Raw genomic sequence first — 23,828 nt, 5'->3', positions numbered from 1 at the left:
CCCGTAAAACTACACCCCGTTGCTCCGCCCGGGTAACGGAGAAAGAGAGCTGTTTCGTGCCTATCGACGGCAATGGTTTCGAACTGGGTGGCTACACTCGACCCGATTCCACCCAATTTAATGAACTACCAGCGCATGTCTGGCCAACTACCGCCCGTCGTCGGGGCGATGACGAAGATAACCCCGGCTCGGTGGAAATTGGCGGCGTGAGCCTGGTCGACATTGCCAAGGAATTTGGCACTCCGGTTTTTGTCGTCGATGAGCAGGACTTCCGCTCCCGCTGCCGCTCGATGGCCAAGGCCTTCCGCGGCGCGGAGAATGTCCACTACGCATCCAAGGCTTTCCTGTCGAAGACCATCGCCCGCTGGGTAATGGAGGAGGGGCTGCATCTCGATGTCGCCTCGGGCAACGAGATGGCTATCGCTCTGGCTGCGGGATTCCCAGCCAAGGACATGACCTTCCACGGCAACAACAAGTCCACCGCTGAGCTGCGTGATGCTATTTCCGCCGGCGTGGGCAAGATTGTGCTTGACTCCCGTTCGGAGCTACGTCGCCTGTCCGAGGTAGCGGCTGAAGCAGGCGTGGTGCAGGACGTGCTCGTTCGCGTGAAGCCCGGTGTGGAAGCGCACACCCACGAGTTCATTGCTACTGCGCATGAAGATCAAAAGTTCGGCTTTTCCCTCGCGTCCGGTTCGGCGCTGGAAGCTGCCAACCTCGTAGAAGAGGACGACAATCTGCGCCTAGTTGGTCTGCACTGCCACATCGGCTCCCAGATTGTCGATTCCGACGGTTTCATTCTCGCCGCCGAGCGCGTGTTCTCACTGGTGGAAAAGCTGGTCGAACGTCACGGCACTGAAATCTCGGAACACTTCAACACCCTCGACCTCGGTGGCGGTTTCGGAATCGCCTACACCGCAGGCGAGCAGCCCCTCGACGTTGCTCCGCTTGCCGACGAGATCCTCACTGCTGTGGACAAGCTTGCGCAGCATATCGGCATTGCGACTCCGGCAGTGGCTGTTGAACCAGGTCGTGCCATCGTTGGCCCGTCCATGGTCACGGTGTACGAAGTGGGCACTTTGAAGGATGTGACCATCGATGACGGCATGACCCGTCGTTACGTATCGGTCGATGGCGGCATGAGCGACAATATTCGTCCGGCGCTTTACGGCTCGAACTATGATGGTCGCGTTGTTAATCGCGAGGTGTCCGGTTCCAGGATTCCCACCCGCGTCGTCGGAAAGCACTGTGAATCGGGAGACATTCTGATTAACGATGCGAACTACCCGAACGACATTGTCGAGGGTGATCTGTTCGCGCTCGCTGCTACTGGGGCATACTGTTACGCAATGGCCAGCCGCTACAACATGCTGACGCGACCACCAGTAGTGTCGGTATGCGATGGTCAAGTGACCCAAATATTAAGACGAGAAACCGTACAAGACTTACTAAGCCTGGAGTGTGAAACGCCACGATGACTGCCGCAACGAATAATCCTGGAAAGGGCGAGGGCCACAAAGTTGGTGTCGCTATTTTAGGTCTTGGCACAGTCGGTACTGAGGTTTACCGCCTGCTCAACGAGAAGGCTGAGGACTTCGAGCGCCGCATCGGCGGCCCGGTCGAGGTCGTTGGTATTGCTGTGAGCGACAAGACCAAGCCGCGTCCGAATGTGGATCAGGATCTTCTTACCGATGATGCTTTTTCGCTGGTTCAGCGCGATGACGTTGACCTGGTAGTCGAGGTCATCGGCGGCATTGATTACCCACGTCGCGTTGTGCTGGAGGCACTGCGTGCCGGCAAGTCGGTCGTGACCGCCAACAAGGCACTCGTCGCCGCTCACGGCGAGGAGCTCTCTGAGGCTGCCGATTCCTCGGGTGTCGACCTGTTCTTTGAGGCAGCTGTGGCTGCAGCTATCCCGGTCGTCGGGCCGCTGCGCCGTTCGCTGGCCGGTGACACTGTCAATAAGGTCATGGGTATTGTCAACGGCACTACCAACTTCATCCTTGATGCGATGGACTCCACTGGTGCGGACTACGACGAGATGCTGGCAGAGGCCACCCGCCTGGGTTACGCCGAGGCCGACCCGACTGCAGACGTCGAGGGCCACGATGCCGCTTCCAAGGCAGCTATTCTGGCCAGCCTGGCATTCCACACCCGCGTGACTGCTGATGATGTTCACTGCGAGGGTATTACCGAGATCACCGCTGACGACATCGCAGCCGCCAAGAGCGCAGACTGCACCATTAAGCTGCTGGCTACCTGTGAGCGGGTTACGGACGAAAATGGCAAGGAGTCCATTTCCGCCCGCGTGTACCCAGCGCTGATTCCACGTCGTCACCCGCTGGCAACTGTGCGTGAGTCTTTCAACGCTGTCTTCATTGAGGCCGAGGCCGCTGGTCGCCTGATGTTCTACGGCAACGGCGCTGGTGGTAATCCGACCGCCTCCGCAGTGCTCGGTGACCTCGTTGCAGCTGCTCGCAACATTGTCCACGGTGGTCGCGCACCGGGAGATTCCACCTACGCTAACCTGCCGATTCTCGACTTCGGTGACGTTCGCACCCGCTACCACATCGACCTGCACGTCGACGATCGTGTCGGAGTGCTTGCCGATGTCGCTCGTACCTTCTCTGATCACAACATCTCCCTGCGCACCGTCCGCCAGGAAGAGGGCGCCAACGGCGCTCGCCTGGTCATCGTGACCCACAAGGCACTGGAGAAGGATTTGGAAGCAACGGTCGACGAATTGCGCGCCAACGACGCGGTTTTGGCCGTCAACAACGTCATTCGTATCGAAGGAATGGATATCTAAATGGCACAGGAGCTTTTCCCGGGTCAGAAGGTCACCGTCACGGTTGCAGGTTCGTCAGCGAACTTGGGCCCGGGCTTCGACACCCTGGGGTTGGCAGTTGCGCTCTACGACATCGTCGAGGTCGAGGTCATCGAGTCCGGTGTCGTCGTTGAAATTCACGGCGAGGGCGAAGTCGACCTGCCGCGCAACGAATCTAATCTGGTTTTGCGCGCGATTCGCGCGGGCCTTCGCGCCGCAGGTGTCGAGGCACCGGGGCTGAAGGTTATTTGCCACAACACCATTCCGCAGTCGCGCGGTCTAGGCTCTTCCGCAGCCGCCGCCGTTGCTGGTGTCGCTGCCGCTAACGGTCTGGCGGGCTTCCCGCTTACCGACGACCAGGTAATCCAAGAATCCTCGGTATTCGAAGGCCACCCGGATAACGCTGGTGCATCCGTCCTCGGCGGGGCAGTGGTCAGCTGGACCGACAAGCCTGTCGATGGTCGCACCGCGCCCCAGTACCGAGCAGTGAGCATTCCGGTGCATGAGTCCATTCAGGCGACCGCACTCGTACCGGCATTCCACGCCTCCACGAATGCAGTTCGTCAGGTGCTGCCGAGCGATGTTTCGCATGTCGACGCTCGTTTCAATGTCTCTCGTACTGCGGTTATGACCGCAGCGCTGCAGTCCCACCCGGAACTGCTGTGGGAGGGAACGCGAGATCGCCTGCACCAGCCGTACCGCTCCGACGTGCTGCCGGTGACCGCAGAGTGGGTCAACCGCCTGCGCAACCGTGGCTACGCGGCATTCCTCTCGGGTGCTGGTCCGACCTGTATGGTTCTGGGAACTACTGCAGTAGATGAGAAGATCTTGGACGATGCCCGCGAGGCTGGCATCAAGGTCATGGAGCTGGGAATCGGTGAGCCGGTTAAGGTCGTGGTCGACGGCTAAGCCGCAGCTGCGGCCAGGTGCCGGGCCAGTGGCTTAGCCTGCTACCTACTTTTCGCCCGGCCCCTTCAGTTTCACGATGCTGTACTGACCTGCGCTCAAGTGCGAGCGCAGGTCTTTCTTGTCGAACTTGCCCACTGAGGTCTTATCGATTGAGTCCACGAAGGCCCAGTACTCCGGCAGCATCCACTTTGGCAGCTTTGGCCGCAGTTCATCGCGGAGCATTTCAGCGGTCTCCTTGCTCTGTTCAACTTCCGGCATCAGCACCGTAATGGCCAGTGGGCGCTCACCCCACTTTTTATCTGGCATGCCGATAATCGCGCACTCGAGTACCTGTGGGCTTTCCATTACGAAGTTTTCCAGCTGAGCGGAGTAGATCCACTCGCCACCGGAACGAATGACATCGCGAGCACGGTCATGAATAGTCAGGTAGCCGTCGTGAGTAATCGAGCCGACATCGCCAGTGCGGAGCCACCCGTCCTCGGTGAACTGTTCGCTAGCCTCGTCGACCTCCGCACCGCGGAAGAAGTGCGCGGTGCCTCCATCTTGAGCCTCCGGAGAGCTGTAGTAGCCTCCGGTGACCGTGTTGCCGCGCACCTGCAGCTCACCCTGGTTGCGGTCATGCAGGTCGAGCACGCGGTCGTTGTCATCAACAATGCGGAACTGCATGATGTCCGGGAAACGTCCTTGGCTGACACGGTAGCGTTCGCGGGCCTCACCGGAGGCGCCGTACGGAGGTCGTGCCACGGTACCGATAGGCGAAGTCTCGGTCATGCCCCAGAAGTGGATGACATCGACACCGTAGCGCTCTTCCCATAGCCGAATCAATGCAGGTGGGACAGGAGAACCGCCCGAGAAAATCTCCTGCAGACTCATGCGCTTCGGAGGATTGCTGAGGTAGTGTGCCATGAGGTTAATCCACAGCGTCGGCACGCCCTGAGCTACGCGCGGCATTGAGGTTTCGATGATTTCTGCCAGACGCGGTGCGGACAGGTCCGCGCCGGGGAAGATTAGCGACGCCCCGCACATGAAGGAGGCCAGCGGCACGCCCCAGGACAGGACGTGATAAATGGGCACACAGCAAAGCCACGGGTTTCCATGCGAGATGGCAAAGGAGTCAGTGGTGCGCATATTCAGGCTGTGCAAGTACAGCGAACGGTGGCTGTAGACGACACCTTTAGGTGCGCCCTCGGTGCCCGTCGAATAGCACATGGCTGCACCGGAGTTTTCATCGAGCTCAGGCCAGTCGAAGCGGCTGGGGCGTCCGTCGATGAGCGATTCGTAGGAGTACCACGGGATACCATCCGGCAGTTGCTCAGCCACGTCAGACAGATCACCGATACCGATAATGATGACAGCGCGGACGCGCGGGCAGTGCGGAAGAACCTCGGCGAGTAGTTCGATCTCGGTCGGGTCCGCGATGATGACCTGGTCATCGGCGTGATTGATAATGTGCACAATCTGATCCGGCATGAGCTGCTTGTTCAGCGGCTGGAATACCGCGCCCATGGAGGCGACGCCGAGGAAGACCTCGAAGTGTTCGGCGCAGTTGTACATCAGGGTAGCGATGCGCTGATCCCCGTCGATGCCGAGCTCATCGCGAAGTGCATGTGCCAGCGCACTAGCGCGTGCGGCGATGGCGGCAAAAGTGGTGGTCTCGGGGCCGTCACTGTTCCAGGAGGTCACCGGAGTCCGACCGTGAATGGTGCGACCGTATTCCACAATCTGAGCGATATTGAGAGGAATATGAGGCATCGTACTGCGCATGAGCTCTACAGTACCGACTCACAGCCCCGCGACCTAGCGAAACGCAGGTGAGAACTAGTGTTGCTACCTGACTATTTGGTGACTATCCTTGGGCAATAGGTCGTTTTCAATACGCGGCTAGATACGTACTTCTTCATGTACTCCGCATGCCGTTGACCTTCGCAGTTGTTCACACAACGCGATGGCGCAACGTGACATTGAAAACACATAAATCAGTAGTGCGACTACATAGTCTTGCGGTGCTGTGGACCTAAAATTTCCTAACCATCTTCAGCCCGGACGCTCGGGTTTGAGATGCGGAAATAATGTAGGCAAGATGCCTCGGTTTAGTTTCAACGTCGAGGTCTTTTGCCTGGCTTTTTCGATAGTTTCCCGTCAGCTGCGGCTACTTTTCCGCACGTGGTAAAGGTTCGACGACGGAGCACACGCGGTGGCGGGCAGTAAGAGCGAAAAAGTGTCAATGACATAGCCCCCTGTAGAGAGTGACTGCAGGGAAGGTCGATGAAAGGACATCCGTGACCGATACGGACACCACTGCCACGGCAGGCGGCCCAGAGAATCTTGCGGCCCTCCGAATGGCAGAACTGCGTGAAATCGCTTCCAGCAAGGGCATTCGCGGCATCTCCGCCATGCGCAAGCATGAGCTGATTGAGGCCATTAAGAATGGTGCCCCGGCTGCTGGTTCCGCTCCAGCTCGGAAATCTCGCGCGAAGAAGGCTGCGGCTGGGGCTGCGGATACCGGCTCCAAGGCGAAGGATGCCAAGGAATCGCCGTCGGAAAGCGCGGATAAGGGTTCCAGTAAGAGCGCCGACAAGAGCGACAAGGGCAACGACAAGCGAGACGACGCCAACGCGGATGGTCGCGAGGAGATGTCCCGTTCTCAGCAGCGTCGAAATCGTCGTAACCGTGCTCGTCAGCGCGAGCAGGAGAATCAGGACGATCGCAGCAACGATAGCCGCGACGATTCCGATAACGGCAACGACCGCGGTGATCGCAACGACAATCGCAACGATCGTAATGATCGTAATGACCGCGGTGATCGCAACGACCGTAATAACCGCAACGATCGCAACAACCACGATCGAGACAACGACGATGAAGGCCGCGGCAACCGCAACAACCGCCGCGGTCGCAACAACAATCGCAATAACGACCGCAATAACCATGACGATGACGGTCGTGGCAACCGTAACCGCCGCAACCGTCGCAATCGCCGCGACCGTCGCGGACGCGATAACAACGGTGGGGGACACGGCGGTCAGGACGAGATCCGCGAGGATGACGTTCTCCAGCCGGTGGCTGGCATCGTCGATGTGCTAGATAACAAGACCGCATTCGTGCGCACGTCCGGATACCTGCCGGGCTCTAACGATGTGCTGGTGTCCGCGCAAATGGTTCGTAAATACGGTCTGCGCAAGGGCGACGCCGTCACTGGTCAGGTCCGCATGCCGCGTGAGAATGGCTCGGGCCAGGTCACTCATGGCAACGGCCGTAATCGCCGCAAGTACAACCCGCTGGTCAAGGTCGAAACTGTAAACGGCATCGATCCGGAGCAGGCAAAGCAGCGGCCGAACTTCGCTAAGCTCACCCCGCTGTACCCGAACCGTCGCCTGCGCCTGGAGACCGAGCAGAAGATTCTCACCACTCGCGTCATCGACCTGATTATGCCGATTGGTAAGGGTCAGCGTGCGCTCATCGTTTCGCCGCCGAAGGCCGGTAAGACCACGATCCTGCAGAACATTGCGAACGCTATCGCGACGAACAACCCCGAGTGCTACATGATGGTCGTGCTTGTCGACGAGCGCCCGGAGGAAGTCACCGACATGCAGCGCAGTGTCCGTGGCGAGGTTATTGCTTCTACCTTCGACCGCCCGCCGTCAGATCACACGGCAGTGGCCGAGTTGGCTATTGAGCGTGCAAAGCGTCTGGTGGAACAGGGGCAGGACGTCGTCGTACTGCTGGACTCCATTACCCGCCTTGGCCGTGCGTACAACAACTCTTCGCCGGCATCGGGACGAATCCTCTCCGGTGGTGTGGACTCCAACGCTCTGTACCCGCCGAAGCGCTTCTTGGGTGCTGCCCGAAACATCGAAGAAGGCGGCAGCCTCACCATCATCGCCACCGCGATGGTGGAGACCGGTTCCGCAGGCGACACTGTTATCTTCGAGGAGTTCAAGGGCACCGGTAACGCCGAGCTGAAGCTCGACCGTAAAATCTCCGAGCGCCGCGTGTTCCCGGCAGTGGATGTCAACCCGTCGGGTACTCGTAAGGATGAGCTACTGCTCAGCACGGAGGAGGCTCGCATTATGCACAAGCTGCGCCGCATCCTCTCCGCGCTGGAGTCGCAGGCTGCTATTGACCTGTTGATTAAGCAGCTGAAGAAGACCCGGAATAACAAGGAATTCCTGATGCAGGTGGCTTCTTCTGCACCAATGGCCGCCGACGTTGATGTGGACGACATGCTTTAGCTGGGGTTAGCCGCAAACCACAGCACCAACCAGCATTTCACCCATCACAATCTGAAGGAATATTCAATGGCTAATCAGGTTTCCGCAGTTGACGACATCCTCTCCGAATACCACGGGCTCGAGGCGCAGCTGGCTGACCCCGAGCTGCACAACGACCCGAAGGCTGCCCGTAAGGTCGGCAAGCGCTTCAATGAGCTGCAGCCGGTCATTCAGACTCACAAGAAGCTGACTGAGGTCCAGGATGACCTGGAGGCAGCTCGCGAGATGGCATACGAGGACTCCGAGTTCGCAGCTGAGGCTGAGCGTCTCGCTGCCGAGGCAGAGGAACTCGAGGAGAAGCTCGCCGACCTGCTGGCTCCGCGCGATCCGCACGACAGCGATGACATCGTTATGGAGCTCAAGTCCGGTGCCGGCGGTGAGGAGGCTGCGCTCTTCGCAGGTGAGCTCGCTCGCATGTACCAGCGCTATGCAGAAAAGCACGGCTTTACCACCGAGATTCTCGGTCTGTCCGAGTCTGATCTCGGCGGCGTGAAGGACATGACTATGTCCATCCGAGCCAAGACTCCGTCCCGCGACGGTGCGTGGAGCGTGTTCAAGTTTGAAGGTGGCGTCCACCGCGTGCAGCGCGTGCCGGTTACCGAATCTCAGGGCCGTATTCAAACGTCCGCCGCTGGTGTGCTGGTCTACCCGGAGCCCGACGAGGTCGAAGACATCCAGATTGATGAAAAGGATCTGCGTGTCGACGTCTACCGCTCCTCCGGTAAGGGCGGTCAGGGTGTTAACACGACTGACTCCGCCGTTCGCCTGACGCACCTTCCGACTGGTCTCGTTGTTACCTGTCAGAAGGAACGCTCGCAGATTCAGAACAAGGCCCGCGCTATGCAGGTCCTTGCTGCTCGACTGCAGCAGATGAAGGAAGAGGAGATCGCCGAGGCTGCCTCTGACCAGCGTAAGTCTCAGGTGCGCAACATGGATCGCTCCGAGCGCATCCGCACTTACAACTTCCCGGAGAACCGCGTTTCCGATCACCGCATCGGTTACAAGGCTCACAACCTGGACTCGGTGCTGGGCGGCGACATGGATGACCTGCTCAAGGCCCTCCACGACGCGGAGCGCGCTGAGCGTCTTGAAGCCGAGTAGCCCCACGCCCGCAGAAAATAGCTCGCCGACGTTACCGGATTCCGTCCGTACTCTCGGCGAGCTGTTTCGCTATGCGCGTCGCACGCTTGACGACGCGGCGCTGGCTTCTCCGGATGCCGACGCACGGGCGCTATTTGCAGCCGCAGTCGATGCGGGATCGGCAGACATTATCTTCCGCGGAGACGAACCGTACACCGATGAGGACGGTCGCAAGTATCTGGCCGAGATACTGGCCCGCAGAGTGGCTCGTGAGCCACTGCAGCACATCCTCGGTACGGCGCCGATGATGAGCCTGGAACTACAGGTCGGGCCCGGTGTTTTTGTACCCCGGCCGGAGACGGAACTGCTCGCGCAGTGGGCAATCGATCGAGCCCGTGAACTGGTCGCAAGTGGCGTCGTCAAGCCGAAAATCGTTGACTTGTGTACTGGATCCGGTGCGTTGGCGTTGGCGATCGCCGATGCCGTACCCGAAGCGGACGTGGTGGCTGTGGAGCTCTCTGAGCGGGCACGGGCGTGGGCTGCGAAGAATATCGAGACGTACGGCGATGGGCGTGTGCGTCTGATTGCTGGCGATGTCACGGATGTTCAGCTGATTGATGATGGCGCTGAGCTCGCAGAATGGGTAGGCGAGACCGACATTGTTGTGTCCAACCCTCCATATGTGCCCGAAGACACCGAAGTTGACCCCGAAGTGAGAGCTGATCCGCACTCTGCGGTCTTCGGCGGCGACGATGGGCTAGATGTCATTCGACCTATGATGAACCTAGTGGATGCGCTGGTGCGGCCGGGTGGAGTCATCGGCATCGAGCACGATGACTCTTCAGGAGACGATGTCAGTTCACTGCTAAAGGACACCTGGGATTACGCTGATGTAGAGGTCCACCGTGACTTTGCGGGCCGTGACCGTTTTACGGTGGGACGCAAAAATTGATCTTAAAAGCAAACTTTGAAGCAGGAGCACAAATCTGATGAGCAGGATTATGGACTGCAGCACAGATGAAAACCGCGAACGCGCAATTGCAGCAGCAGTAGATGCAGTGAAGGCAGGACGGCTGGTCGTTATGCCTACCGATACCGTCTACGGCCTTGGCTGCGATGCCTTTGATAACCAGGCCGTTGCCTCCTTGCTGCGTGCCAAGCACCGCGGCCCGGATATGCCGGTACCGGTGCTCGTGGGTTCCTGGAACACGATTGAGGGGCTCGTCCGCGAATACTCGCCAGCTGCTCGCACGCTGGTGGAGGCTTTCTGGCCGGGCGGACTGTCGCTGGTTGTGAACCAGGCGCCGAGCTTGCCGTGGAACCTTGGTGATACCGCGGGTACGGTCATGCTGCGCATGCCGCTGCACCCAATTGCTATCGAGATTCTGCGCCGCACCGGTCCGATGGCCGTGTCCAGTGCGAACATCTCCGGCCAGGCACCGGCCACCAATGCCGTGCGTGCCAAGCAGATGTTGGGTGGGGAAGCGGCTGTCTACGTCGACGGCGGCGAAGCCACGATTGGCACCCCATCGACGATTGTCGATATCTCGACTCCAGTGCCGCGGATTCTGCGCGAAGGCGCTGTGTCAGCAGCGGCGGTTGCCGAGGTTTTGAGTACTACGCCCGAGCGACTGCTGGGGCAGTAGTCTTGTCTACCTAAGGCTTTTCCTGTTTAGTATCTGCAGCGATTGTGTGGGTGAGTAGTACCTAGTGGCGGACATGAGCTTATTGGCAGCCCAGTCGGGTGGGGCAGGTGTGCCCATCCGCGAGCTCGCCATGCTCGTTTTAGTTTCCGCTGCTGTCAGTTATTTGCTCACTGGAGTGGTGCGTTATGTGCTGGTCCGCTCGGGCTGGTTGGATGCGCCCCGCACGCGCGATGTCCACGATATTCCGAAGCCCAGGCTCGGAGGCGTGGCGATGTACTCCGGGGTGGTCGCAGCTATCGCCCTTGCCTCGGTGATGCCGGCTCTCAACCGTGGTTTTCCGCCCATGACTCCAGATATGAGGGCAGTTGTGGCGGCCGCGTCGCTCTTGCTAATCGTCGGTATTTGGGATGACCTCTTTGACTTAGATGCCCTCACGAAGTTGGTGGGGCAGGTCGCGGCGGCACTTTTGATGTCATTTATGGGCGTCAATTGGTATCTGCTCTATATCCCGTTCAGTGGCGGCGCCACGCTCATTCTCGATCCAATCATGTCCACAGTCTTGACTGTCCTATTTACTGTGGCATTGATTAACGCCTTCAACTTTGTTGACGGCATCGATGGTCTCGCAGCTGGACTCGGCATGATCGCCGCAGCTGCAATCCTTGTCTATTCGATGGTCATGCTTCACGACCAAGGCGGAACCGTGTCTGCCTATCCACCCGCGATGATTTCCGCGTGCCTCCTCGGCGCTTGCCTGGGCTTCTTGCCGCACAACTTCGAGCCCGCACGCATTTTCATGGGCGATTCCGGTGCCATGATGATCGGCTTGCTGCTCGCAGCGGCATCGGTGTCGGCGTCGGGACGCATCGCGCCCTCCATGTACGGCACCGCTGACGTCATCGCTCTAATCTCGCCGGTTGTGGTCGTCATCGCAGCAATTAGCGTGCCAATGCTCGACTTGCTGCTTGCTGTCGTTCGCCGCGTCAGCCAGGGCAAGTCACCCTTCTCACCCGACAAAATGCATATTCACCACCGCCTCCTGTCGATGGGACACAGTCATCGCCGCGTGGTGCTAGTGCTTTACCTATGGGTGTCGGTCGTCGCGTACGCCGCCGTTGCCACCACCATTTTCCCCTTTGAATTTGTCGCTCTCACCTTCGGGATCCTGCTTATCATCGCGGTTGTCTTCACCCTCCGCCGTCGCAATGCGCTTGCCGACGACCGTTCAACGGGAGCGCGTCCCAGAAGTGGAAGTGGGGTCCGGCAGGTTATAAGACGTCGACGTGGACGCAGAAGGTACAATCTTCGACCGTGACTGAAAAAACAACTCCGGAGCCCGAGTCTAAATACGACGATTCGCGGCGACCGCTGCTGGCTGCTGCTCGCTCGGGCGCAATCGCGCTCGCTGTGATTACCGTGCTTTCGCTGCTGGTCTGGGGTGGCAAAAACGGTATGCCCGGTGTCTGGGGCGTACTCCTTGGTGCGGGCATTAGCGGAAGCTTCGTATTGCTTACCGTTCTAGGCATCCTCTTTACTGCTCGAACTTCGCCGTCCGTCACGCTTGCCGTTGTACTGGGTGGCTGGTTGTTGAAGATTGTCGTATTGATCGGTGTCCTGGTTGTTATTAGAAATCTTGAGTTTTATGACAACATGACTTTCTTCGTCACTGTTGTACTCACGCTGATGGTGACGCTGGGTGCAGAAGTGTGGGGAATGTCGCAATCTAACCTCACTTATGTGCAACCAATGAAGGACGAATAGCTCGTTAATAACTTGTTGACCTGCTGAGAGGCTGCAATGCGCCTCTAAAACCGCAGGTAATAAGCATATTGTCCAGTTTGTGCAGAAGATGCCACAAATAGAGGCCGAAACCCACAGCGGGGGTCGGCCTCTTTGTTGGTTTCGGGGTCGGAAACGCGGGGGTGTACCGGGTGGGGAAAATGAGTCAGAACTGTTATCCTGAGTTTCGGGTAAGACGGCCTGTAGCGAAATAACTATCATTTCCACAGGTACGGTCCCCGTGAGCGCCGTGCTGATGAGCGAATGGAATCCGCGGCGCGACACGTTAAATGACGTCCTTCGCACCGCTTGACAATAGTTCTAGCGGCCCAATCACGGGAGAGAACGCTGAGCGTTACAACACTTGCCGAGATGCGGGGTGAGTTTCACTCACCCAACTTGCAGGAGGAGTATTTCCCGGGTGAACAATTTGGCGACTTCATTTTAGGTGGCAGTGGCGACTGGTACGCCATGGACCGCCTGATGATTGTTCGTCTTTTGATGGCCGTGATCGTCGCCGTGTTCTTCGTCGTCGCAATGCGTCGTCCGAAGCTCGTGCCGACTGGTCTGCAGAACGTTGCGGAGTTGATGCTGGACTTCGTCCGCATCCACATCGCGGAGGAGATTCTGGGTAAGAAGGAGGGGCGTCGTTTCCTTCCGGTTCTGGCCACCATCTTCTTCCTTGTTATCTCGATGAATATTGCGGCTATTATTCCTGGCCTCAATATTTCGCCGAACGCCCGAATCGGTATGCCACTGGTTCTGGCCCTGTTCGCATACGTTGCCTTCATTTACGCGGGCTCGAAGAAGATGGGCTTCTTCAAGTTTGTGAAGTCGGCAGTCGTTATTCCGAACTTGCCACCGGTACTCCACCTCATCGTGGTGCCGATCGAGATTTTCTCCAACTTCGTTCTCCGCCCAGTTACGCTGACCATCCGTCTGATGGCCAACATGCTGGCGGGCCACATGGTTCTAGTCCTGCTTTTCGGTGCCACGAACTTCTTCTTCTGGCAGCTGAATGGTTGGACCGCCCTGTCCGGGTTGACCCTTGTCGCTGCGGTAGCATTCACGCTGTTCGAGATGCTGGTGATTTTCCTGCAGGCATACATCTTTGCCCTGCTGAGCGCCGTCTACATCGAACTGTCGCTGCACGCAGACGAGCACTAACCCATAACTAATGAGGCCGCAACTTCGGCAACAAGGCCTCGCAAATTTAATAGCAAGACCCACTTGACCCACAAAAGCCCCGGGCCTACTTAGAACAATCTTTAATCCGGGGCCATCCTTTAAGAAAGGGAACGGTTCATAATGAACGACGTCATCCTCTCCGCCCAGGACGCTGTCCAGGCTGTCGACACCAACGCTGGCCTGAAGACCATCGGTTACGGTCTGTCCACCCTGGGCCCGGGCCTCGGTATCGGTATCGTCGCCGGCAAGACCGTTGAGGGTATGGCACGCCAGCCTGAGATGGCCGGCCAGCTGCGTACCACCATGTTCCTGGGTATCGCCTTCACTGAGGCTCTCGCCCTGATCGGCCTGGTCGCAGGCTTCGTTTTCTAAGTCCGGACCTTCAAGCGGAGAACACGTAAACCATGACAGATTTCACCTTTTTGCTAGCGGCGGGTGACCTCCCGATGGGAGAGTCCATTAACCCGCTGCTGCCAAAGACCTATGACATCGTCTGGTCCGTTGTCCCGCTGGTAGTTATCCTGGTTCTCTTCTGGAAGCTCGTTCTTCCGAAGTTCCAGGAGGTCCTGACCGAGCGGGAGGACCGGATTGAGGGCGGCATTGAACGCGCTGAAGCTGCACAGGCTGAAGCCAAGGCCGCTCTGGAAAAGTACAACAGTCAGCTCGCAGAGGCCCGTACTGAAGCAGCAAAGATTCGCGACGAAGCCCGTGCACAGGGTCAGCGCATCATTGCAGACGCTACGACCAAGGCTAATGACGAGAGCGCACGAATCATCGAGTCCGGTGAGAAGCAGCTCGCTGCCCAGCGTGAGCAGGTAGTCGCAGAGCTGCGTAAGGAAATGGGCCAGAACTCCATCAATCTCGCTGAGCGCCTTCTGGGCGAGCAGCTTTCCGACGACGTTCGTAACTCGTCGACGATTGACAACTTCTTGTCCAACCTTGACACCGTGGCCCCGGCCGGAAAGTAGGCGACATGCACGCAGCAAGCCGCGAATCCCTGGCAGCCCTTAGCCAGCGACTGGACGCCGCTATCGGTGGCGACAATGTCGCTGTTGCTCAGGCTGCTCAGACTGGTTCCGAGCTTTTCGACATCGTCGAGGTCCTGGACTCCGACCGCGGCCTGCGTGTCGCTGTCGCCGACACCTCGGCGACTGCGGAACAGCGTTCCGGCCTTGTCCGGAGCCTGTTCGCGGGCAAGGTATCTGAGACGACTCTTAACCTCGTCGTGGATGCTGCCGCGCAGGTATGGTCCACCCCGCGTGAAATGCGTGAGGGTTTGGTAGAGCTGGGCCGTCGAGCCCTCCTTCGCTCTGCCGAAGGCCAGGGACAGCTTGAGACTGTTGAGTCTGAGCTGTTCCAACTGGGACACATCCTGGCTGAGCAGTCGCAGCTTGAACAGCTGCTGGCCGACAAGGCCGCAACCCCCGAAGCCAAGCGTGGGCTCCTCGCCTCTGTGCTGTACGGCAAGGTCACTTCCGTGACCGAAACCCTGGCACTGCAGGCTGTTGGCCGCCCATCCAAGCGCCCCGCGGACGACATTGACTCCCTGTCCCGGCTAGCCGCCGGCCTGCGGAACCACGTCGTCGCTCGCGTGACCAGTGCCACGGCCGTCTCTGACGAGCAAGAGCGAGCACTGGCGGACAAGCTCGGCCGAGTCTACGGCAAGGCGATGTCCATCCACACCGTGATCGACAAGTCGATTCTCGGTGGACTGGTCATCCGGGTTGGCGACGAGGTCATCGACGGTAGCCTTTCAACAAAGCTTGAGAAGCTGCGCGTCGGCCTCGGCTGACGGATGGTTTAGACGATTAATCACTGGAAGAATATTACCGAGAGCAGGAAGAACATGGCGGAGCTGACGATCTCCTCCGACGAGATCCGTAGCGCGATTGCGAACTACACCTCGAGCTACTCCCCGGAGGCCTCCCGTGAGGAGGTTGGCGTTGTTATCAGTGCAGCTGATGGTATCGCCCAGGTTTCGGGAATGCCGTCGGTCATGACGAATGAGCTTCTGGAGTTCCCGGGCGGCGTTATTGGCGTCGCTCAGAACCTTGACACCGACAAGGTCGGCGTTGTGGTGCTGGGTAACTTCGAGTCGCTTAAAGAGGGTGACGAGGTAAAGCGGACGGGTGACGTCCTTTCGATTCCGGTCGGGGACAAGTTCCTCGGTCGCGTAATTAACCCCCTGGGCCAGCCGATTGACGGCCTGGGCGACATTGAGGCTGAAGAGGACCGCGTCCTCGAGCTGCAGGCACCGACCGTGCTGCAGCGTCAGCCGGTTGAAGAGCCGATGGCTACTGGTATTAAGGCCATCGACGCAATGACCCCAATTGGTCGTGGTCAGCGTCAGCTGATCATTGGTGACCGTAAGACCGGTAAGACCGCGGTCTGCCTGGACACCATTTTGAACCAGAAGGCTAACTGGGAGTCCGGTGACCCGAGCAAGCAGGTGCGATGCATCTACGTTGCTATCGGTCAGAAGGGCTCCACCATTGCTGGTGTGCGCCAGACCCTCGAGGAGCAGGGCGCACTCGAGTACACCACCATCGTTGCTGCCCCGGCGTCGGATGCCGCAGGCTTCAAGTGGCTTGCACCATTCGCAGGCGCCGCACTGGGTCAGCACTGGATGTACCAGGGCAAGCACGTCCTGGTCATTTACGATGATCTGACTAAGCAGGCAGAGGCATACCGTGCCATCTCGCTGCTGCTGCGTCGCCCGCCGGGACGCGAAGCTTACCCGGGTGACGTCTTCTACCTCCACTCCCGTCTGCTGGAGCGTGCTGCGAAGCTCTCCGACGACATGGGTGCAGGCTCGCTGACCGCACTGCCGATCATCGAGACCAAGGCAAACGACGTGTCGGCCTTCATTCCGACCAACGTCATTTCCATTACCGATGGCCAGGTCTTCCTCGAGTCCGACCTGTTCAACCAGGGTGTCCGCCCGGCTATTAACGTCGGTGTGTCGGTTTCCCGTGTTGGTGGTGCCGCACAGACCAAGGGCATGAAGAAGGTTTCCGGTAACCTGCGTCTGGACCTCGCGTCCTACCGCGACCTGGAAGCATTCGCAATGTTCGCATCCGACCTGGACGATGCCTCCAAGCGTCAGCTGGAGCGCGGTCAGCGTCTGGTTGAGCTGCTGAAGCAGAAGGAAAACCACCCGCAGCCGGTCGAGTACCAGATGACCTCCATCTACCTCGCTGGTGAGGGCGAATTCGACGATGTCCCGGTTGAGGACGTCCGTCGCTTCGAGGCCGAGCTGCTTGAGCACCTGCAGGACACTCAGCCTGCAGTCTTCGAGCAGATTGACGGCGGCGTCGCCTTCTCTGACGAGTCCAAGGCTGCTCTGAAGTCCGCTACCGCTAACTTCAAGAAGTCCTTCCAGACTTCTGAGGGCGCACCGCTGGCTTCCGAGGCTCCGGTCGAGGCACTCGACGAGGGCGAGCTCAAGAAGCAGCAGATTACGGTCTCCCGCAAGACTGCCCAGAACTAGGCAGGTTGAGCTACTCAATGACCGTTTTCGCAATTGAAGGGAGGGAATAGGACATGGCGAATCTTCGTGAACTTCGAGCCCGAATCAAGTCGGTGAACTCGACCAAGAAGATCACCAAGGCCCAGGAGCTTATCGCAACCTCGCGCATTACCAAGGCGCAGCGTCGCGTAGCAGACTCCCAGCCGTACGCCGACGAAATCGAGAAGGTCATCGGACGTCTCGCATCGGCTTCGTCGTTGGATCACCCGATGCTCGTAAAGCGTGAGGGTAACCAGCGTGTTGCAGTCCTGGTTGTCACCAGTGACCGCGGCATGTGTGGCGGCTACAACCACAACGTCCTGAAGAAGGCTGCAGAGCTGCGTACCGCTCTGGAAGAGCAGGGGCATGAGGTCGTTCTCTACGTGACTGGCCGTAAGGGCACCGACTACTACGACTTCCGTGGTGTCGAGCTCGCCGGTACGTGGGAGGGCTTCTCCCAGGATCCGGACTACGCCGCAACCCACGACGTGCGTCGTCACCTCATTGATGGTTTCAACGCTACGGCCGAGGGCACTGCCAAGTACCGCGAAGGCCTGCGTGGCACCAACGGCGAGGCCGTTCAGGGCTTCGACCAGGTCCACGTTGTCTACACGGAATTCGTGTCCATGCTTTCTCAGATTCCGCGTGCACACCAGATGCTCCCGATTGAGCCTGTGTACGAGGATGTCGAGATTGCTCAGGGCGAGGACATGCTGTCCGATGGATCAGATGACCTCAAGCCGGACTACGAATTCGAGCCTGATGCAGACACCCTGTTGGCAGAGCTTCTGCCGCAGTACGTGTCCCGTACCCTGTTCGCAGTGATGCTCGAGGCCGCTGCCTCTGAGTCCGCTGCCCGTCGTAACGCTATGAAGTCCGCGACGGACAACGCTACCGAGCTGGTCAAGGACCTCTCGCGTGTTGCTAACCAGGCACGTCAGGCACAGATTACCCAGGAAATCACAGAAATCGTCGGTGGCGCCGGTGCGCTCGACGACAGCGGAGAAAGTGACTAGATATGAGCACAGCTCTAAGTGAGCAGAACACCACCACGGCTGTGGGCCGTGTTGTGCGTGTCATCGGTGCCGTCGTCGACGTGGAGTTCCCGCGTAACGAACTGCCGGCACTTTACAACGCGCTGACCGTGGAAGTTACCCTTCCTTCGGTCGCCAAGACCATTGTCCTCGAGACTGCACAGCACCTCGGCGACAACATGGTTCGTACCATTGCTATGGCCCCGACCGACGGCCTGGTCCGCGGTGCAGAGGTCAAGGACACCGGTAAGCCGATTTCGGTTCCGGTTGGTGACGTCGTCAAGGGTCACGTCTTTAACGCAATGGGCGACTGCCTGGACGAGCCGGGCCTGGGTCGCGATGGCGAGCAGTGGGGCATCCACCGTGAGCCGCCGGCCTTCGATCAGCTCGAGGGCAAGACCGAGATTCTGGAAACCGGTATTAAGGTCATCGACCTGCTGACCCCGTACGTTAAGGGCGGCAAGATTGGTCTGTTCGGTGGTGCCGGTGTCGGTAAGACCGTTCTGATCCAGGAGATGATTACTCGTATTGCACGCGAGTTCTCCGGTACTTCGGTCTTCGCCGGTGTTGGTGAGCGTACCCGTGAGGGCACCGACCTCTTCCTGGAAATGGAAGAGATGGGCGTTCTCCAGGACACCGCCCTCGTCTTCGGCCAGATGGACGAGCCGCCGGGAGTCCGTATGCGTGTCGCGCTGTCGGGTCTGACCATGGCGGAGTACTTCCGCGATGTTCAGCACCAGGACGTGCTGCTCTTCATTGACAACATCTTCCGTTTCACCCAGGCCGGTTCTGAGGTTTCGACCCTGCTGGGTCGTATGCCTTCCGCCGTGGGTTACCAGCCGACCCTGGCTGACGAGATGGGTGTTCTGCAGGAGCGCATTACGTCCACCAAGGGCCGTTCGATTACCTCTCTGCAGGCCGTCTACGTGCCTGCCGATGACTACACCGACCCGGCTCCGGCAACGACCTTCGCCCACCTCGATGCAACCACCGAGCTCGACCGCTCGATTGCATCGAAGGGTATTTACCCGGCAGTGAACCCGCTGACTTCGACTTCTCGTATCCTCGAGCCGTCGATCGTCGGTGAGGAGCACTACCGAGTTGCTCAGCAGGTTATTAACATCCTGCAGAAGAACAAGGAACTCCAGGACATCATCGCCATCCTCGGTATGGACGAGCTGTCTGAGGAGGACAAGGTGACCGTGCAGCGTGCACGTCGTATCCAGCGATTCTTGGGTCAGAACTTCTTCGTTGCTGAGAAGTTCACGGGTCTGCCTGGTTCGTACGTCCCGCTGAAGGACACCATCGTTGCCTTCGACCGCATCTGCAAGGGCGACTTCGACAACTACCCGGAGATGGCCTTCGACGGCCTGGGTGGCCTCGACGATGTCGAGAAGAAGTACGCTGAAATGCAGAAGAAGTAAGGGGCATCCTCATGGCTGAAATCACCGCTGAACTGGTTGCCGTTGAGCGACCGCTCTGGAAGGGCAAGGCCACTTTGGTCTCTGCCCAGACCACCGAGGGTGAGATCGGCGTGCTGCCCGGACACCAGCCGTTGCTTGGCCAGCTGGTCAACAACGGCACGGTGACCATCAAGACCGCAGACGGCAAGGTTCTTGTCGCTTCGGTACAGGGTGGGTTCATTTCCGTGTCTACCTCGAAGGTTTCGATCCTCGCGGATAAGGCAGTCTGGGCTGACGAGGTTAACCTCTCCGAGGCCGAGTCCAACCTGACTTCGGATGACCCTGCAGTAAAGGCTCAGGCTGAGTCGGAGGTCCGCGCGGCTCGTCGCGCTTCCACCAACTAGTCTGTTCGCCTGAACATCCGGTCGCACGACCGTATTCTTCCTGCTTCTTTAAACGGGGCGGGGAGCTCGCAAGAGAAATCTTGCCAGCTTCCCGCCCCGTTTTTCTTAGTTATTTTTCATGTCAGTGCAACAATCGGGTAGGGTTTGTAAAAAGCCTCTAATGCGCTTTTGAACCAAGGTTCGTCGTCTATTCACCCGGATGCGAGGCTGGCAGATAGTGTTTTCAAGCGTAACCATGATGTCAATCATGTTCATGATTATCGGTGCGATGTTGATCGTCGGCGGGGTCCTTGCCCTGTGGCGTTTCGCCAGCCTGCATGCAAAAGGTACTCCTGTTATTGCTCGTCGCCTTCCTGCAGGTGATGGCAGTCATTGGCGCCATGGTGTCATTGTTTATTCCGAGTCGACGTTGAAGATGTACAAGCTACGTTCGCTGCGTCCTGGCTGTGATGCCGAATTTGCCCGTCACGATGTCACTATTGTGGATCGCCGAGATCCGACTGACATCGAGGCGGGTTTTTTCGCGCCCGGGCTTCGGGTAGTCAGGATTAAAACGGGGAAAAATACCGAATGGGAGTTTGCTGTGGACTCGTCCTCGGACACTGCGCTGGTGGCGTGGGTGGAGTCGAAGCCGTCGTCACGCCAGACTCGTGAGTTTCCTACAGACATTGAGCGCCGTTTCCGTTCGGCTTATAACCGTGGCCGAGGAAGTCAGTATTAGCCTCGGACGACAGGCTATTGCTAAGGCTCTAGTGGGTATTGTTTTCTCCCGCGCGGCAGTCACGTTAGGGTAGGGGAATGCGCCTTGTGATTGCTGAATGCACCGTTGACTATGTCGGTCGCTTGAATGCCCATCTGCCTCATGCCCCGCGCTTGCTGTTGGTGAAAGCCGATGGGTCTGTTTCTGTGCATGCCGACGACCGTGCATATAAGCCTCTAAACTGGATGACACCGCCGTGCACGCTGACGGAGAAGGATATTCTCGACGAGTCGGGTGAAGACACTGGTGAAAAGCTCTGGGTCGTCGAGAATAAGAAGGGCGAGCAGCTTCGTATAACTATCGGCAAGGTGCTGGCTGATAGCACGTACGAACTGGGAGAGGACCCTGGCCTGGAGAAGGACGGGGTAGAAGCGCATCTACAGGAACTGCTTGCAGATCAGTTCACAACGTTTGGCGAGGGCTACACCCTGATTAGGCGCGAATACCCAACCCCGATCGGACCGGTGGACCTGCTTGGCCGCGATGAAAACGGCGCCACCGTTGCAGTCGAGGTTAAGCGTCGGGGCGGTATCGATGGCGTTGAGCAGCTAACCCGTTACTTGGAGATGCTGAACCGCGATGAGCTGCTGGCACCGGTGGAAGGGATTTTTGCTGCCCAGGAGATTAAGCCACAGGCCAAGACTCTGGCAGAGGATCGTGGGATTCGCTGTGTGACCGTGGATTACGACGCCCTGCGTGGCCTGGAGTCCAATGAATTGCGGTTGTTCTAGCCATGCCTAGGCGAAACCACAAGCGGCGCGGTAATCAACGAGGCAACCAACGCGGCGGGCGTAATAACCACGGCCAGAATCGCGGCAGCCTGCCCACATTTGGCAGTTCTTTCCAAAACACCCGCACTGAATCTGGGCCTGCCGGTTGGCAGGACGTGGACTTTGCGGTGCGTAACATCAGCGCTGGACAGTCGAACAAGGTTTATCGCTGTCCAGGGTGCGACCAGGAAATCATGCCCGGGACCTCGCACATCGTAGCTTGGCCGCAGGATTATGGTGCAGGCGCCGATGACCGGCGCCATTGGCACACTAACTGCTGGCGCAATAGAGCTCACCGCACTATCACGCGCCGCTGGGGATAGATTTACTTAGCCGGCTCAACGAGCTCCAGCAGGACGCCGCCGGCATCCTTCGGGTGGATGAAGTTGATGCGCGAACCTGCGGTACCGATCTTCGGCTCCGGGTACAGCACCCGGGTGCCCTGCTCCTTCAGGTGCGCCATCAGCGCCTCCAGATCAGTGACACGAACTGCGTACTGCTGGATTCCTGGACCCTTCTTGTCCAGGTACTTTGCAATCGTGGACTGGTCATTCAGTGGCGCGAGAATCTGAACCAGAGTGCCACCTTCAACCTTGTCGGCCGGGCCGACCATGGCCTCGTGGACACCCTGCTCTTCATTGACTTCATCGTGGTAGTTGATGAAACCAAGGTTTGCGCGGTACCACTCAATAGCGGCATCAAAATCCGGGACTGCGACGCCGACGTGATCAACAGCGACTACGTACTTATGGGGAACGGGAATCTGTGTCTCACTCATAGTTTCCAGGGTACTCGCTATTATCGGCGCCATGATTGTCGCATTTTCTGTTGCCCCCACTTTCTCCGATCCTGAGCAGGGAATGGCTGAGGCCGTTGCTGAAGCCGTGCGTGTTGTGCGCGAATCTGGCCTGCCCAACGAGACCAATGCCATGTTCACCCTTGTTGAAGGCGAATGGGATGAGGTGATGGATGTCATTAAGCGAGCCACGGAAGCAGTCAGCCGTGTCAGTCCGCGTACTTCTCTGGTCATCAAAGCGGACATTCGCAACGGATACACCGGGCAGCTGCGTGCGAAAGTGGATGCGGTCGAGGATGCGCTGAAAGCCACCGACTAGTCTCTTGTTCGGATTGGACACGTAGGCTCTACATAGGTCTTTACATAGGCTTTACGACGACACTGGAGAGGAACCCCTTTGACGATGCCAGCTGGACATGGTCACGCACATGGCCATTCTCATGGTCACTCGCATGGAGCACACGGTCACCGCGAGTGCTCGACTCCGCCGCCACCACCCGGCACGGTTGATTTGGAGCAGCTCCACCAGCGCGCCGAAGCCGAACGTAAGCGCCGAGAGGAGATCGAGCGGGCAACCAGTGATCAGGGAAATGGGCTTCCTCCTGTAGTTGAGATTGTCCCGCAGACCCTTGAGGCAGAAGTCGTTCTGCGCTCGGAGCAGGTCCCGGTTATTGTCTTGATCGGCATGGCTGGAGCAGCTGATTCGTTGCGTCTTCGGGCTGAGCTAGAAGGCATGGCCCGTGAGGCTAATTTGAACTGGATCCTGGCGTGGGCAGATGCTGAGGAGCATCCGCAGCTGGCCCAGGCATTCGGTGTGCAGGCAGTGCCGACAGTCACGGCTGTGGCTATGGGCAGTCCCATTGGCATGTTTGTCGGCGAGAAAACCAGGGATTGGCTGGAGCAGTGGCTGGCGCAGGTTATGAAGGCCACTCGGGGTCGTCTCAAGGGGTTGCCGGCGGGAACTCGTATGGCTGGGGAGGGCAGCGGGCCGGAGGCTCCGGAGCCGACTGACTTCTTCGGCAATCCCGTACCCACCGATGACCCGCGTTTGGAGCAGGCTGAAGAGTTGCTCGAGGAGGGCGATTTCGACGGAGCGTTGGAGCTGTATGACGCTATGCTGCAGTCCGAGCCCGCAAATCAGGGGCTGAAGCGCGCTCACGCGAATGTGTCCTTCTTCGCCCGCGCTGCCAAAATCGATCGCAGCGCAGATCCAATTGCAAAGGCCGACGCTGCGCCGAAGGACGTCGCGCTCGCCCTCGATGCCGCGGATGTCACGATGCTTGTCGACGATCCAGCGAAGGCGCTCGATCGTTTGTTGAAGTTGCTCCCGCAGGTGTTTGGCGATGACCGTGAGGCCATCAAGTCGCGTCTACTAGAGCTGCTTGTGCTATTCGATACCGCAGATCCAGTGGCATTGGATGCACGCCGGAGGATGGCTAGCGCACTGTACTAGGAG

Annotated in this window: 23 protein-coding genes; 21 read left to right on the top strand and 2 right to left on the bottom strand. The window is 58.8% G+C overall.

The window, feature by feature from the left end:
• The first annotated feature begins 56 nt into the window (after nt 1-56).
• The 3 genes from lysA to thrB are packed head-to-tail and all read left to right on the top strand — an operon-like array spanning nt 57 to nt 3,733.
• Nucleotides 57-1,475, top strand: a complete 1,419-nt coding sequence (gene lysA / locus HMPREF2562_RS04440) for a diaminopimelate decarboxylase (protein ID WP_070549675.1) — start codon at nt 57-59, stop codon at nt 1,473-1,475.
• Nucleotides 1,472-2,806 carry a homoserine dehydrogenase gene (locus tag HMPREF2562_RS04435; RefSeq protein WP_016422448.1) on the top strand — a complete coding sequence of 445 codons (1,335 nt, stop codon included), beginning with the start codon at nt 1,472-1,474 and terminating at the stop codon, nt 2,804-2,806. The genes lysA and HMPREF2562_RS04435 overlap by 4 nt, the downstream gene beginning before the upstream one ends.
• A complete protein-coding gene (gene thrB / locus HMPREF2562_RS04430) occupies nt 2,807-3,733 on the top strand; it encodes a homoserine kinase (RefSeq protein ID WP_049190091.1) in 927 nt (308 codons plus the stop codon).
• 45 nt (nt 3,734-3,778) lie between these two features.
• On the opposite strand, the gene HMPREF2562_RS04425 is transcribed toward thrB, so the two are convergent.
• On the bottom strand, nt 3,779-5,497 hold the full coding sequence (locus HMPREF2562_RS04425) for a long-chain fatty-acid--CoA ligase (RefSeq protein ID WP_049172045.1): 1,719 nt from the start codon (nt 5,495-5,497) through the stop codon (nt 3,779-3,781).
• A 515-nt stretch (nt 5,498-6,012) separates the two neighbouring features.
• On the opposite strand from HMPREF2562_RS04425, the gene rho reads away from it, so the two are divergent.
• The 16 genes from rho (at nt 6,013) to nucS (ending at nt 21,537) form a co-directional block, all read left to right on the top strand.
• Nucleotides 6,013-7,965, top strand: a complete 1,953-nt coding sequence (rho, locus tag HMPREF2562_RS04420) for a transcription termination factor Rho (protein ID WP_049172046.1) — start codon at nt 6,013-6,015, stop codon at nt 7,963-7,965.
• 66 nt (nt 7,966-8,031) lie between these two features.
• The gene (gene prfA / locus HMPREF2562_RS04415) at nt 8,032-9,105 is read left to right on the top strand and encodes a peptide chain release factor 1 (protein WP_005509382.1); all 1,074 of its coding nucleotides are present in this window, start codon (nt 8,032-8,034) and stop codon (nt 9,103-9,105) included.
• On the top strand, nt 9,092-10,036 hold the full coding sequence (gene prmC, locus HMPREF2562_RS04410) for a peptide chain release factor N(5)-glutamine methyltransferase (protein ID WP_049172049.1): 945 nt from the start codon (nt 9,092-9,094) through the stop codon (nt 10,034-10,036). The genes prfA and prmC overlap by 14 nt, the downstream gene beginning before the upstream one ends.
• Before the next feature lie 37 nt (nt 10,037-10,073).
• On the top strand, nt 10,074-10,730 hold the full coding sequence (locus HMPREF2562_RS04405; RefSeq protein WP_005509411.1) for an L-threonylcarbamoyladenylate synthase: 657 nt from the start codon (nt 10,074-10,076) through the stop codon (nt 10,728-10,730).
• 82 nt (nt 10,731-10,812) lie between these two features.
• Entirely contained in the window at nt 10,813-12,045 is a 1,233-nt protein-coding gene (locus tag HMPREF2562_RS04400) for a glycosyltransferase family 4 protein (protein WP_224783720.1), read from the top strand.
• Nucleotides 12,042-12,491: a Cg1360 family ATP-synthase-associated protein gene (locus HMPREF2562_RS04395; RefSeq protein ID WP_005509564.1), complete on the top strand. Its 450-nt coding sequence runs from the start codon at nt 12,042-12,044 to the stop codon at nt 12,489-12,491. Before HMPREF2562_RS04400 ends, HMPREF2562_RS04395 begins: the two co-directional genes overlap by 4 nt.
• Before the next feature lie 390 nt (nt 12,492-12,881).
• Nucleotides 12,882-13,676 carry a F0F1 ATP synthase subunit A gene (gene atpB, locus HMPREF2562_RS04390; protein ID WP_016422455.1) on the top strand — a complete coding sequence of 265 codons (795 nt, stop codon included), beginning with the start codon at nt 12,882-12,884 and terminating at the stop codon, nt 13,674-13,676.
• 141 nt (nt 13,677-13,817) lie between these two features.
• A complete protein-coding gene (locus HMPREF2562_RS04385; protein WP_016422456.1) occupies nt 13,818-14,069 on the top strand; it encodes an ATP synthase F0 subunit C in 252 nt (83 codons plus the stop codon).
• Between the two features lie 32 nt (nt 14,070-14,101).
• Complete coding sequence (locus tag HMPREF2562_RS04380; RefSeq protein ID WP_005509352.1) at nt 14,102-14,665, top strand: F0F1 ATP synthase subunit B; 564 nt, start codon at nt 14,102-14,104, stop codon at nt 14,663-14,665.
• Between the two features lie 5 nt (nt 14,666-14,670).
• Nucleotides 14,671-15,489: a F0F1 ATP synthase subunit delta gene (locus HMPREF2562_RS04375; protein WP_048735245.1), complete on the top strand. Its 819-nt coding sequence runs from the start codon at nt 14,671-14,673 to the stop codon at nt 15,487-15,489.
• A 54-nt stretch (nt 15,490-15,543) separates the two neighbouring features.
• Complete coding sequence (gene atpA, locus HMPREF2562_RS04370) at nt 15,544-17,187, top strand: F0F1 ATP synthase subunit alpha (RefSeq protein WP_005509387.1); 1,644 nt, start codon at nt 15,544-15,546, stop codon at nt 17,185-17,187.
• A 53-nt stretch (nt 17,188-17,240) separates the two neighbouring features.
• A complete protein-coding gene (locus HMPREF2562_RS04365) occupies nt 17,241-18,221 on the top strand; it encodes a F0F1 ATP synthase subunit gamma (protein WP_005509705.1) in 981 nt (326 codons plus the stop codon).
• Nucleotides 18,222-18,223: 2 nt separating this feature from the next.
• Complete coding sequence (atpD, locus tag HMPREF2562_RS04360) at nt 18,224-19,663, top strand: F0F1 ATP synthase subunit beta (protein WP_005509621.1); 1,440 nt, start codon at nt 18,224-18,226, stop codon at nt 19,661-19,663.
• A gap of 11 nt (nt 19,664-19,674) precedes the next feature.
• The gene (locus HMPREF2562_RS04355) at nt 19,675-20,046 is read left to right on the top strand and encodes a F0F1 ATP synthase subunit epsilon (RefSeq protein WP_049172054.1); all 372 of its coding nucleotides are present in this window, start codon (nt 19,675-19,677) and stop codon (nt 20,044-20,046) included.
• Nucleotides 20,047-20,263: 217 nt separating this feature from the next.
• On the top strand, nt 20,264-20,767 hold the full coding sequence (locus HMPREF2562_RS04350) for a DUF2550 domain-containing protein (protein ID WP_016422460.1): 504 nt from the start codon (nt 20,264-20,266) through the stop codon (nt 20,765-20,767).
• Nucleotides 20,768-20,844: 77 nt separating this feature from the next.
• On the top strand, nt 20,845-21,537 hold the full coding sequence (nucS, locus tag HMPREF2562_RS04345; RefSeq protein ID WP_005509457.1) for an endonuclease NucS: 693 nt from the start codon (nt 20,845-20,847) through the stop codon (nt 21,535-21,537).
• Between the two features lie 364 nt (nt 21,538-21,901).
• Here nucS and mce read toward each other — a convergent pair whose 3' ends face one another.
• Entirely contained in the window at nt 21,902-22,354 is a 453-nt protein-coding gene (gene mce / locus HMPREF2562_RS04340) for a methylmalonyl-CoA epimerase (RefSeq protein ID WP_005509354.1), read from the bottom strand.
• 31 nt (nt 22,355-22,385) lie between these two features.
• Between mce and HMPREF2562_RS04335 the strand changes: the two genes are divergently transcribed.
• Both HMPREF2562_RS04335 and HMPREF2562_RS04330 read left to right on the top strand, forming a co-directional pair.
• The gene (locus tag HMPREF2562_RS04335; protein WP_049172056.1) at nt 22,386-22,691 is read left to right on the top strand and encodes a thiamine-binding protein; all 306 of its coding nucleotides are present in this window, start codon (nt 22,386-22,388) and stop codon (nt 22,689-22,691) included.
• An 84-nt stretch (nt 22,692-22,775) separates the two neighbouring features.
• Nucleotides 22,776-23,825 (top strand): co-chaperone YbbN, encoded by a 1,050-nt coding sequence (locus HMPREF2562_RS04330; RefSeq protein ID WP_049172058.1) that lies wholly within the window; start codon nt 22,776-22,778, stop codon nt 23,823-23,825.
• Nucleotides 23,826-23,828: the final 3 nt, after the last annotated feature.

Origin of the sequence: Corynebacterium sp. HMSC077G07 (assembly GCF_001809225.1) — a bacterium.
GTDB classification, from domain to species: Bacteria; Actinomycetota; Actinomycetes; order Mycobacteriales; family Mycobacteriaceae; genus Corynebacterium; species Corynebacterium jeikeium_D.
This window is presented reverse-complemented; position numbering and strand designations above follow the sequence as displayed.